Source organism: Siminovitchia terrae (genome assembly GCF_003605405.2).
Classification (GTDB): Bacteria; Bacillota; Bacilli; order Bacillales; family Bacillaceae_C; genus Siminovitchia; species Siminovitchia terrae.
This window is the reverse complement of sequence record NZ_QYTW02000029.1, coordinates 54,515-67,206: the sequence shown is the minus strand read 5'-3', so window position 1 is coordinate 67,206 and position 12,692 is coordinate 54,515. Positions and strand designations below refer to the sequence as shown.

Annotated in this window: 12 protein-coding genes; all 12 read right to left on the bottom strand. The window is 43.3% G+C overall.

Annotated features, from left to right (window positions below; genetic code table 11):
- Positions 1-635: 635 nt before the first annotated feature.
- The 12 genes from lysS to tilS all read right to left on the bottom strand — a co-directional run bounded on the left by lysS (position 636) and on the right by tilS (position 12,601).
- Positions 636-2,123: a lysine--tRNA ligase gene (lysS, locus tag D5F11_RS21315; RefSeq protein WP_120118127.1), complete on the bottom strand. Its 1,488-nt coding sequence runs from the start codon at positions 2,121-2,123 to the stop codon at positions 636-638.
- Positions 2,124-2,246: 123 nt separating this feature from the next.
- Entirely contained in the window at positions 2,247-3,239 is a 993-nt protein-coding gene (gene dusB / locus D5F11_RS21310) for a tRNA dihydrouridine synthase DusB (RefSeq protein WP_120118126.1), read from the bottom strand.
- 35 nt (positions 3,240-3,274) lie between these two features.
- On the bottom strand, positions 3,275-3,484 hold the full coding sequence (locus D5F11_RS21305; protein ID WP_120118125.1) for a helix-turn-helix domain-containing protein: 210 nt from the start codon (positions 3,482-3,484) through the stop codon (positions 3,275-3,277).
- On the bottom strand, positions 3,436-3,963 hold the full coding sequence (gene folK, locus D5F11_RS21300; RefSeq protein WP_120118124.1) for a 2-amino-4-hydroxy-6-hydroxymethyldihydropteridine diphosphokinase: 528 nt from the start codon (positions 3,961-3,963) through the stop codon (positions 3,436-3,438). Before folK ends, D5F11_RS21305 begins: the two co-directional genes overlap by 49 nt.
- Entirely contained in the window at positions 3,956-4,321 is a 366-nt protein-coding gene (folB, locus tag D5F11_RS21295; RefSeq protein WP_120118123.1) for a dihydroneopterin aldolase, read from the bottom strand. The genes folK and folB overlap by 8 nt, the downstream gene beginning before the upstream one ends.
- Positions 4,314-5,141 carry a dihydropteroate synthase gene (gene folP, locus D5F11_RS21290; protein WP_120118122.1) on the bottom strand — a complete coding sequence of 276 codons (828 nt, stop codon included), beginning with the start codon at positions 5,139-5,141 and terminating at the stop codon, positions 4,314-4,316. The genes folB and folP overlap by 8 nt, the downstream gene beginning before the upstream one ends.
- Positions 5,142-5,329: 188 nt before the next feature.
- Positions 5,330-6,256 (bottom strand): cysteine synthase A, encoded by a 927-nt coding sequence (gene cysK / locus D5F11_RS21285; RefSeq protein WP_120118121.1) that lies wholly within the window; start codon positions 6,254-6,256, stop codon positions 5,330-5,332.
- Between the two features lie 126 nt (positions 6,257-6,382).
- Positions 6,383-7,267 carry an Hsp33 family molecular chaperone HslO gene (gene hslO / locus D5F11_RS21280; protein WP_120118120.1) on the bottom strand — a complete coding sequence of 295 codons (885 nt, stop codon included), beginning with the start codon at positions 7,265-7,267 and terminating at the stop codon, positions 6,383-6,385.
- Positions 7,268-7,281: 14 nt separating this feature from the next.
- Positions 7,282-8,052: a type III pantothenate kinase gene (locus D5F11_RS21275; RefSeq protein WP_120118119.1), complete on the bottom strand. Its 771-nt coding sequence runs from the start codon at positions 8,050-8,052 to the stop codon at positions 7,282-7,284.
- A 372-nt stretch (positions 8,053-8,424) separates the two neighbouring features.
- Positions 8,425-10,440: an ATP-dependent zinc metalloprotease FtsH gene (ftsH, locus tag D5F11_RS21270; protein WP_120118118.1), complete on the bottom strand. Its 2,016-nt coding sequence runs from the start codon at positions 10,438-10,440 to the stop codon at positions 8,425-8,427.
- 98 nt (positions 10,441-10,538) lie between these two features.
- Positions 10,539-11,087, bottom strand: coding sequence for a hypoxanthine phosphoribosyltransferase (gene hpt, locus D5F11_RS21265; RefSeq protein WP_120118117.1), 549 nt, complete (start codon positions 11,085-11,087; stop codon positions 10,539-10,541).
- Positions 11,084-12,601: a tRNA lysidine(34) synthetase TilS gene (gene tilS, locus D5F11_RS21260; RefSeq protein ID WP_245998282.1), complete on the bottom strand. Its 1,518-nt coding sequence runs from the start codon at positions 12,599-12,601 to the stop codon at positions 11,084-11,086. The genes hpt and tilS overlap by 4 nt, the downstream gene beginning before the upstream one ends.
- Positions 12,602-12,692: the final 91 nt, after the last annotated feature.

Genomic DNA, 12,692 nt, shown 5'->3' with positions numbered 1-12,692 from the left:
CAGTTTTCAAAGATCAAACTTTAAGTTGCTCTCTCGAGCAGCTTTTCTATTATATCGCGTTCTCCCTTGATTGTCAACAACTTTTTAAAATTGTTTTTTCAATCTCGTTTGAGGCGACTTTCTTAATATATCATGTTAACCATTTCTAAGTCAACACTTTTTTAAAAAACTTTTTTTATTGCTTGGTTGCCCTCTTAACGAGCAACGATATTTAATATAACACCTTTTTATTTTGCGTGCAATAGTTTTTTATTTTTTATTTCATAAATAAAAGTGAAGTAACGATTCATAACGAGATATCTGAGTTCTTCTATTACTTCCACAACACCTAGGTCATCTTTTTCATCCACGAGTCAATCCCAGTAAATATGTTCGGACTGTCCACCAAAATATCCGCTTTATCCAATAGTTACTGTATGCTATCGATAGTATTTGATCCTTCCGTGAGGAACTTCATAGTTCACGGATGATCAATTGCTGATATTTACTTTCAGCTTGAGCTTATTCTCAATAATTAGGTCAGGATGGGCTTTCTATTTACATCGGCGTTGTTAGCTGCTACTTCTGCCTTCACAGTTCGGGACTGTGCCCGCACAACAAAAAGAACCCTTGCCAAAACGGCAGGGTTCCGGTAATCAATCCTTTTGTCTCATGAGCGGAAATAGTAGTACGTCTCTTATGGAAGGAGAGTTTGTCAACAGCATGACTAGACGGTCGATCCCGATGCCCAATCCACCTGTTGGAGGCATTCCATATTCCAGCGCTTCGATAAAATCCTCGTCCATTTCATGCGCTTCGTCATTCCCTTGCTCTCTTTCTTCCAGTTGAGCTTCGAATCTTTCCCTCTGATCAATTGGGTCATTTAATTCTGTAAATGCATTTGCATGCTCACGGCCAACAATAAATAGTTCGAATCGATCTGTAAATCTTGGGTCGTCATCATTCTTCTTAGCAAGCGGAGAAATCTCTACCGGATGTCCATAAATGAATGTAGGCTGAATGAGTTTTTCTTCAACAACTTGTTCGAAGAATTCATTGACAATATGTCCATATGTCATATGTTCCGTAATTTCGATATTATGTTCTTTGGCAAGCTGGATAGCTTCCTCATCGGACATTTTTTTCCAAAAATCCACGCCTGTATGTTCTTTTACAGCATCTACCATATGAAGACGACGCCACTTCGGCTCCAGATTCACTTCATATTCACCATACTGAACAGAAGTTGTGCCATACACTTCCTTAGCGATAAAGGCAATCATATTTTCAGTAAGTTCCATAATATCATTGAAGTCCGCATAGGCTTCATACAATTCCATCATTGTAAATTCAGGGTTGTGCCTTGTTGAGATCCCTTCATTTCTGAAAACCCGGCCGATCTCGTATACTTTTTCAAGTCCACCAACAATCAATCGTTTTAGGTGCAACTCAATTGCAATTCTCATATAGAACTGTGTGTCCAACGCATTATGATGCGTAATGAAAGGACGAGCAGCCGCCCCACCTGCGATTGCATGAAGCATAGGTGTTTCAACTTCCAAGAAGCCTTGTCCATCCAAATAGCGACGCATGGATTGGATGATTTTGCTTCGTGCGATAAAAGTTTCCCTGCTGACTTCATTGGTAATTAGGTCAAGATAACGTTGACGATAACGCTGCTCAACGTCTTTCAGCCCATGAAACTTTTCCGGAAGTGGGCGCAGTGCCTTCGAAAGTAGAGTAAATTCATTCGCTTTTATGGACAGCTCACCCACCTTGGTTTTGAAAATAGTCCCCGTTAAACCAACTATATCCCCAAGATCAACCGTTTTAAAAATATTATACTGTTCCTCGCCTACTGCATCCTGGCGGACATATATTTGGATTTGGCCTGCCAAATCCTGAATATGGGCAAAGCCTGCTTTTCCTTTTCCGCGCTTTGTCATGATACGTCCAGCAATCGTAACAGACTGGTTCAGTTCCTCAAGCTCTTCTTTTGTTTTCACTTCATATTTATCTTTAATATCTTTTGTCAAATCTGTACGTTCAAACCGTTTCCCAAACGGATCAAACCCGCTTTCCCGCAAAGATATCATTTTGTCGCGCCTTACCTGAAGTTGATCATTCAACTCTTCCTGACTCATTTTTTCCACTCCAATCTCATAATAAAGCCATACCTCATCTTCATATTGTACCTAAAATTAGGGAACTAGGCATCCTTCTATAAAAAAAACTGCCAGCTAATGGCAGAACGAAACATCTTTTTATTATCCCGCTTTTCTTTCACTGAGAACAGTTTCTTCCACGAGGCTGTCAAGCAATCCGACTATTTCATTCCTTGTCGTGCATTCATTGATGGCATTCCTGATCTTTCCGTTTCCGTGAATGCCTTTTAAATACCATGCAGCATGTTTACGCATCTCGCGAACTGCGATATTTTCACCTTTCAAAGCGATTAAACGGTCCAGATGCAGCTTACAGACATCCATTTTTTCTCTAACAGTCGGTTCACCTGTTAGTTCCCCAGTTTCCAAGTATTTAACTGTCTGATAGATCATCCATGGATTGCCAAGCGCCGCCCGTCCAATCATGACACCATCAACACCTGTTTGATCCAGCATCCGTTTTGCGTCTTGAGGAGTCTTAACATCACCGTTTCCGATCAAAGGAATATTCAGAGACTGCTTCACTTCACGGATGATATCCCAGTTGGCATGGCCCTCATACATTTGAACTCGTGTTCGACCGTGCATCGATACTGCGGAACCGCCTGCCCGCTCTACTGCCTGCGCATTCTCCACAGCAAAAATATGTTCATCGTCCCAACCAATCCGCATTTTTACTGTAACTGGCTTGTTCACAGCATCAACTACAGCAGAAACCATATCATAGATTTTTTCCGGTTCCAGCAGCCACCTTGCGCCCGCTTCACAGCGGATAATTTTATTCACCGGACAGCCCATATTAATGTCGATGATATCCGCATTGGTATTTTGATCGACAAATTTGGCAGCTTTAACAAGCGTCTCTCTTTCACCGCCAAAAATTTGCAATGACAGTGGCTTTTCACGTTCATCGATATAAAGCAGATTCATTGTTTTTTCATTTTTATAAACGATGCCTTTATCGCTGATCATCTCCGCACATACAAGGCCAGCGCCAAATTCCTTTACAGTCAAACGAAATGCAGAGTTGCAAATACCGGCCATCGGGGCCAGGACAACCTGATTCTTCATTTCGATATCGCCAATTTTAAGCATATTGATTCTTCCTCCTTCCGAGAGTTTTATTTATCTTACTCATCCGGCGGGGTCAATTCCTCAACAGAAATTTTGAGCACATCGGAAATTTGTTTGAGCATCTGCTCTGACGGGAGACGGCTTCCCCGTTCAATTTCTCCCAAAACTGAAACGGATATTCCAATTTCTCTTGCCAGACCTTCTTGAGTACGGCCCTTTAGCTTTCGAAAAGCCCGGATCCGCCTTCCCCATTTATCTGTTTCCATAACCGAACACCTTCTTTATCAGGTATTTCGTTTAACACATCAACCAAAGAAACATTTTGTTCCGGAAGCCTCACTTTTCCATCAATCTCCAATAACGGAACAAGGACAAATGCACGTTCAGTCATTCGAGGGTGAGGAATTTGCAAGTCCTCCACCTCAATATTTTCGTTATTATATAATAAAATGTCAAGGTCGATTTTTCTGGGACCATTCCTGAATTCCCTTACCCTCCCCAGTCGTTGTTCAATCTGAAGACATCGAGTTAAAAGTTCATGAGCGGATAATAAGGTGGTAATTTTTACAGCTATATTTAAAAAAAGATCCTGGTCGGTATAGCCCACTGGGTCCGTTTCATAAATGGAAGACACTTTTTCAACCTGAATCCCCGCTGTCTGCATCAGCTCCCTTACTGCTTCTTTCAGCCACTTTTCCCTGTCACCGATATTAGAGCCAAGTGATAAAAAGGCAAAATTATTCATGGCGCCCCCTCGTAATCTCAACAGCTACGGAATCATAAATCCCATTGATTGGCGGATTCGGTTTGATCACTTTCACGTGGACCCGCTCGACGGATTCAAACCGGTCCAAAATGTCATCTGCAATATTTTCAGCAACAGCTTCGACAAGATTGAATCTTTTACCTTCAACGATTTCTTTACAGAGCGTATAAACGTCTGCATAGTTGATTGTTTTTTCCAGATTATCCGATCGCCCGGCTGCCCGCAGGTCCGTTTCCATCACGACATTCACCCGAAAACGCTGCCCAAGTACAGCTTCTTCCGGAAAGACGCCATGATTTCCGTAAAAATCCATTTCATTCAGGTAGATTTTATCCACTTTCCTCCCCCTTTTCTAAAAGAACATCCATCATGGCTGCCATGCGGCTTATTTCTTTAACATCATGGACACGCATGATATGACATCCCTGCTGAATTCCATAACAAACAGTAGCGCCCGTTCCTTCCATTCGCTCCTCCACAGAAAGATCAAGTGCAGTTCCAATCACCCGCTTGCGGGAGGTTCCAAGCAATACCGAATACCCAAGCCCGACAAGTTTATCCAGGTTTCTCATCATCATGAGATTTTCACGATAGTCCTTGGCAAATCCAATTCCGGGATCAAGGATGATGTTGTCATCCGGAACTCCCGCTTTTTTAGCAATAGAAATGCTTTCATATAAATCATTCAATACATCACGGATAAAATTTGTATAGTCACGGTTATCCCTGTTATGCATTAAAACAATCGGAACATCCTGTTCGGCCGCTACGGCCGCTATCTCAGGATCTTTCTTTGCTCCCCATATATCGTTGATGATATGCGCACCCGCCATCACTGCGGCTTCAGCTGTTTTCGCTTTATATGTATCGATAGAAATCGGAGCTTGGACAGCCTGCGCAATTTCTTGAATCACCGGAAGCACCCTGTCAATCTCTTCCCCAGCCGAGACTGGCTCATGACCGGGACGTGTAGATTCGCCCCCAATGTCGATGATATCAGCCCCCTCTTTTACCATTTCCTTTGCATGTTCAACTGCATGGTTCAAAGCATTAAAGCGCCCGCCATCAGAAAAGGAGTCGGGTGTGACATTCAGAATTCCCATAATCAATGTTTTTTGATCACAATCAAGTGTGTACTTACCACAACGGATCATCATTACTCAACTCACCTACATTCTCTCATTTCATCGTCTTTTTAGTTTAACTCTTTCCCGCCCAATTGAAAAATAAAAGACAAGCCCTTATTTGGACTTGTCTTTAGAATTCACTAGTGACAATCTATCTGAGCTTGGTTCCACTCAGAGCTCTGGTCTTTACGTCGCTAGCCGTCGCCTTGCGCTTTTCTTTAATCTTCAAATTGGTAGAGTGGGGTACTGAGGTAACGCTCACCGTTGCTTGGAATGATGGCTAAAACCTTTTTGCCTTTGCCGAGCTTTTTGGCAACGGATAGTGCTGCACTGATAGCAGCACCAGAAGAGATACCACCAAGCACACCTTCCGCTCTGGATGCTTTTCTTGCTGTTTCGAATGCATCTTCATTCGCTACTGTAATGACTTCGTCATAAATGTCTGTATTTAATACTTTTGGAACAAATCCTGCTCCAATGCCCTGAATTTTATGAGGTCCTGGCTTGCCTCCAGATAATACAGGGGAATCCTTCGGCTCAACGGCATAGATTTTAATATCAGGATACTTCTCCCTTAGCACTTCACCAGCACCGGTAATCGTTCCTCCTGTACCGATTCCGGCTATGAAAGCATCAAGTTGGTCGCCCATTTGTTCAACAATCTCTTTACCTGTTGTCTCACTGTGAATTTTCGGATTTGCACTATTTTCAAATTGCTGAGGCAAGAAATAACCGTGTTCTTGTGCCAATTCATTGGCTTTTTTAATCGCACCGTTCATCCCTTCCGCACCAGGAGTCAAGACCAACTCCGCACCGTAGGCACGCAAAAGGTTACGCCTTTCCATACTCATCGTATCAGGCATGACAAGAACCGCACGGTATCCCTTGGCAGCAGCCACCATCGCAAGGCCGATTCCCGTATTTCCGCTTGTTGGCTCGATCAGCGTGTCGCCTTCTTTCAATTTCCCTTCTTTTTCAGCAGCTTCAATCATCGCCAAAGCAATACGATCCTTTACGCTACTTCCTGGGTTCATGTATTCAAGCTTTAAATAAACTTCAGCACTGTCCTCATCAACCAATCGGTTTAGTTTTACAATCGGGGTATTGCCAATTAAATCCGTAATCGAGTTTGCAATTCGTGACATTTTTCCTCCACCTCTAATTCCGAGTAGTTTTATTGGTTTATTTAAACCTACCACGTCGCGACCTCTCTGTCAACGGAAATATCCCTATAAGTAGGGATTTCTATAAAAGTTTTTAGTAAAAAGAACCTACGCCATTTTGGCCTCTTCCAAAATTTCTTCCAGCTCTTCTTTTGTAAAATGATATTCTGCATTACAGAAATGGCATTGGGTATCTGCCTGTCCATCTTCCGTAATCATTTCTTGGATTTCGGACTTGCCCAGGCTCATAATCGCTCGGCCAAATCGTTCTTTGGAACAAGTGCATTGGAATTCCACCGGCATGTTTTCAATGATCCGGACATTTTCTTCGCCAAGCAGTTGATAGAGGATCTCTTCCGGCGACAGCCCGTCTTGGATCATTTTTGAAACAGGCGGAGTCTTGTTAATACTCTCCTCAATTTTGCTGATCGTCTCTTCATCAGTTCCCGGCATCAATTGTATGATAAAGCCTCCGGCCGCAAGAATGGAATTATCGGGATTTACCAGCACTCCTACACCTACGGAAGAAGGAGTTTGTTCAGACACGGCAAAATAGTAGGTGAAATCTTCTCCCAACTCTCCAGAGACAATTGGCACCTGTCCAGAAAAGTTTTCTCTGAGACCAATATCTTTCACAACAGACACTGTACCGTTTGTTCCCACAGCACGCCGCACATCAAGCTTACCTTTTTCATTCAAGTCAAAATGGACCTGTGGATTGGATACATAACCGCGCACATGCCCTTTCGCATCAGAATCAACAATAATTGCTCCAATTGGGCCATCGCCTTCCACCTTTACGGTCAGTTTTTCCTCTCCTTTTAACATAGCGCCCATCATAACGCTCGCTGTCATCGCCCTTCCTAGGGCCGCCGACGCTGTCGGCCAAGTTTGATGTCTACGTTGAGCTTCCCCAACAGTTTCCGTGCTATTAACCGCATATGCACGCACTTGTTTATCAAAGGCCAAAGCCTTAACCAAATAATCACTCATCACAGTACACCCTCTTAATTTGAAATATTTCTTTTATAGATTAAATGCAGGCCTTTTAACGTTAGGTCATGGTCAACAATATCAATCATTTCCGTTTCTGATGAAATCAGGTTAGCTAATCCGCCAGTAGCAATAACAGTCGGTTTCTTTTTACTCTTCTCAAATATCCTGTTAACAATTCCCTCAACTTGTCCCACAAATCCAAATAAAATTCCCGCCTGCATGGCCGCCACTGTATTTTTACCGATGATTTCATCTACATGTGTGATTTCAATCCGTGGAAGCTTGGCGGCTTTGGAGTACAGTGCCTCTGTCGAAATGCCGATTCCCGGAGCTATCACACCGCCCGTATATTCGGCTTGTTCATTGATATAACAAAAAGTGGTCGCAGTTCCAAAGTCCACGATGATCAGCGGACTACCATACTCGTGGACTCCCCCTACTGCATTCACGATCCGGTCCGCCCCAACTTCGCGGGGATTTTCATATTTTATATTCAATCCTGTCTTAATCCCAGGCCCTACAACCAAAGGCTTTACTTTAAAATACTTTTTACACATTTTTTCCATTGTAAACATGATTGGGGGGACAACTGAAGAAATGATGATTCCGTTAATATGGTCAAAACGAATCCCCACATGCTCAAAAAGAGATTTAATCACCATACCATATTCATCTTCGGTTTTATGCCGGTTTGTTTCAATTCGCCAATGATATTTTAAATAATCATTGTCATAAACACCGAGAACAGTATTTGTATTTCCTACATCCAAAACAAAAATCAATCTTCTCACCAACTTTTACAAGACTGTATTCTTCACACATCATACCATTAAAGCCCTTCGGCCTAAATAAGAAAAGCGAAAGGCGCGCAGCCTTAGGCGAAAAGCACAAGGCGAATTGCGAGGAGGCAGTTCCACAGCCACCACAGCAATTTGACTTGTGACCTTGAGCCGATGGCGCCTGGCCTCCTCAAGCCGCCACATTCTGTGGCTTCGGTGGCACTAGGACGTCCTGTCCGTCGGAACCGATGTTGACTTATTGTGGGAGGGACGCGAAGTTGCTACTCGATAGACGTTGCCGAAAACTTAGTCTAATTTTATACTTTTTTCACTGAAGAAAAAAGACACTGATATATATCAGTGTCTTCGTATAGTCTAATCTCTATGATCCGAGTCCGAATCTTTTGGATCGGAAGGCTTTGTCGGCCCTAATTTTTCAGGAGGATTAAGCGGATCTTCTGGACGCTGTTCATCAATAGCTAATGGATCGCTTTCCTCTTCCTTAGATTGAAGTGTCACTTTGGGCTCTTCACGGTCTTCGTCACCTGAAGTCAAAGACACTACAGAGCGGTCCGGCAGCTTTCCGGTATCGAACAGGCTTCTAATTTGTTCAGCATCCAAAGTTTCCACATCCAACAAGGTTTGGGCAATTAGTTCCAGCTTGTCACGATGCTTCGTCAAAATCTCTTTTGCACGTGCATAACATTCTTTAATAATACGCTGGATTTCCTGGTCTATTTCAAAAGCAATGGCATCTGAGTAGTTTTGCTCATTATGCAAATCTCTGCCAAGGAATACTTGGCCGCCTTGCGCCTGGCCGAATTGAAGCGGGCCAAGTTTATCGCTCATTCCGTATTCGGTCACCATCTTACGGGCAATATTCGTTGCACGCTGGAAGTCATTATGAGCTCCGGTAGACACTTCTCCAAAAGTAATTTCTTCCGCTACCCGACCACCAAGCAAACCTGTGATTTTATCAAGTAGCTCCGGCTTCGTCATAAAGTAGCGGTCTTCTTTAGGAAGCATGACGGCATAACCGCCTGCCTGCCCCCTTGGAACAATTGTCACCTTATGAACAACGTCAGCCTCATCAAGAACCAATCCAATGACAGTATGTCCGCCTTCATGATAGGCAACAATATTTCTTTCTTTTTCAGAAATAACCCTGCTTTTCTTGGCAGGCCCTGCAATAACCCTATCTGTCGCTTCATCGACGTCAGTCATATCAATCGTCTTTTTATTTCGGCGGGCTGCAATCAACGCCGCTTCGTTTAACAGATTTTCTAGGTCAGCACCTGAGAATCCTGGTGTCCTCATAGCAATTGCTTTAAGGTCAACCGAACCATCAAGCGGTTTGTTTCTCGCATGAACCCTAAGAACTGCTTCCCTTCCGTTGACATCCGGGCGGTCAACCGTAATTTGACGGTCAAAACGGCCTGGGCGTAATAAAGCCGGGTCAAGGATGTCCGGGCGGTTGGTGGCTGCAATGATGATAATACCTTCGTTTTCACCAAATCCATCCATTTCAACGAGCAACTGGTTCAATGTCTGTTCCCGCTCGTCGTGTCCCCCACCAAGACCGGCGCCACGTTGGCGGCCGACAGCATCAATTTCATCAATAAAAATCATACACGGCGCATTTTTTTTCGCATTTTCAAATAAATCACGAACCCTGGACGCACCGACACCTACAAACATTTCAACAAAGTCGGAACCACTGATTGAGAAGAACGGAACACCCGCTTCCCCGGCAACCGCTCGCGCAAGCAAGGTTTTACCTGTTCCTGGTGGTCCAACAAGCAGAATCCCCTTCGGAATCCGTGCCCCTAGATCAGAGAACTTCCTTGGGTCTTTCAAAAAGTCTACTACTTCCACCAATTCCTGCTTCTCTTCATCAGCACCCGCTACATCCTTAAAGCGGACTTTCTTCTTCTCCTCGCTATAAAGCTTCGCTTTGCTTTTTCCAAAGTTCATGACACGGCTTCCGCCACCTTGTGCCTGATTGAGCAAGAAGAAAAATAAAATAAAGATGATGATAAATGGGATGATAGTTGTAAAGAAAGACACCCAGCCACTTGTTTCTTTTGCCGGCATAACTTCAACCTCAGATGCAGCAGCATCAATCCGGTCAAGCATTGCCGGGTTGTTCATCACATATGTTATGAAACGCTCGCCTTCTTTGGCGTTTTTCAACTGGCCGACGACTTCATAGACGCCTCTTTCAGGCTGTATGGAAAATTCTTTGATATCGCCATTTTCCAAGTGTGTGATAAACTTTTTATACGTTATATTATTTGTCGTTTCATTGGTATTGTTGAACCAACTGACAATCCCGATGAGAACGAGAAAAATAAGTAAATAAAAGATTGTGTTTCTAAAGATCCGGTTCATCCCTAGCCTCCTCCCACGGTCAAAAAACTATATTCAATAGTATCATAGTCATTTCGGACTTTACAACAAATCTCCATTGCAATTTTGCTTCTCATTCATTAGTTGTCATTATTGCCATATACCTCTGGTTTCAAAACCCCTATATAAGGAAGGTTCCGGTACTTCTCCGCATAATCGAGCCCATAGCCTACAACAAAAGCATTTGGAACAACAAAACCCACATAGTCGGCTTTCACATCTGCTTTTCTTCCTTCCGGTTTATCAAGCAATGTCACTATTTTAATCGATTTTGCTTTCCTGTAGCGGAATAACTCCACAAGATAACTCAGCGTGACGCCACTGTCAATGATATCCTCAATAATCAAAATGTCCCTACCTTCAACAGGCGTATTCAAATCCTTTAAGATTTTCACTTCTCCGGAAGAGGTTGTGGACATACCGTAACTCGAAACATCCATAAAATCCATTTCCAAATAAGTATCGACCCTTTTCAGAAGATCTGCCATGAATGGCATGGCTCCTTTTAATACACCAATGACAAGTGGAAAACGGCCGTCGTATTCCTCCGTGAGTTGAGCACCAAACTCTCGGATTTTTTCATCAATTTCCTTTTCCGTAATCAATACTCTTTCAATGTCGTTTTTCATTGGCTTTGCTGCCCTCCAGAGGTTCTGTAGTACAATATATATCGTCCATGGCCTTGAGGTCCTACGTCGTATAAGGATTTTTTTAATCCTGGAACCCACAGTATCTGATTTCGCTGGTCGGTTATAACCGGCCAGCTGTCCCGCTGGAATCTGGGGATTTTTTCATCAATGAATAAATCTTTTAATTTTTTCGTTCCTTCCAATCCTTTGGCCATGATCCGGTCTCCTGGCCTTCGGGTCCGTACAATAAGCGGCAGATTTAAATCTTGTGCCTTCAAAAGGATAAAATCTTCATCGCCGCCTGCAAAAGCACCCGATGTATTTTCCATACGGACCGTCCCTCCATTCGGAAGGAGGATTTCCTGGCCAGCACTGATTTCATATTCATAATCTTGTGCCAGTTTCGTTTCCTCAAACGTAAAAACACAATGACCATAAGAACGGATGACGTTTAATCCAAGGGGGAGATTCAGCTTTCCTGAAGGGTTTTCCCCTTGCAGTAGCTTCCCGATCAATCCAGCATGCCAAGCAGTTACATGGGTTATATTTTTCTTATAAAGATAGCTTAATATTAGATGAATCCCCCTTCTTTGTAAAGGCAAAGGCATTTGTAAAAAAGAACGGATATCCAGCCGAATTTTTCCTTTTTCAAAATCGGTTACCGCCTTGATTTCGCGTTCGGCCAGCATTTCCAAATAAGCTTCATCTTCCAGTAACTCTTCGCTGAATCGCTGAAAATGTTCATGAACTTGTTGATTTTCTCGTTTGAGGACCGGCAGCACATCCATTCGAAAACGATTCCTTGTGTAGGCTGGCTGTTCATTGCTGGGATCAATTCTGGGCTTCAATTGGTGAAAAGCGCAGTATCCTTCGATTTCCTTTTTCGTCACTCCGAGAAGCGGGCGGATCAATTCTCCGTTGCCAAATCGCCTGGTCGACTGGATTCCAGCACGCGACTTGCCGCTGCTCCCCCTCGTTAAGCGCATGAGGATCGTTTCCATTTGGTCATCTGCATGCTGCGCAACAGCAAGCTTATCAGCACCAAGTTCCTTCATGACAGTCTCAAAAAAACGGTAACGATACTCCCTTGCGGTCTCCTGCATCCCTTTATTCCCCATCTCCATTTTCTTTTTGATATCGATGGAAGATGCCTTCAATTCCAGTCCATTCTGCTTACAGTAGGCTTTTACGTATTCCAGATCCTGAGCAGATTCCTTCCCACGAAGCATATGGTCTACATGGACCACCGCTAAATTAATGTCGAAAATCCCCTGTCTTTTTAACAAAAAATCAAGCATGGCCATCGAATCCGGTCCTCCGGACACAGCAGCCAGGACAAGTTCTCCACGGTTTAGTAGCCCGTGTCTTTTAATAAAGTTTAATGTCTTTCTCTCAAAGTCCAACATCAGGTCATCTATTCCCCTACTTGTATAGTACGTGTTCAAAAAATTGTCAAATCCAGAAGCAAGAAGATCGAGGCAAAACAGAAACAGCGGAAATTTACAGCCTATCATTTTAGTGACCTTTTGAACTTCCTCTTATAAATAAAAATGCTATTTATATCCATTAGTTTACCATTTTCACAATGGAACCTCACGAAACTTC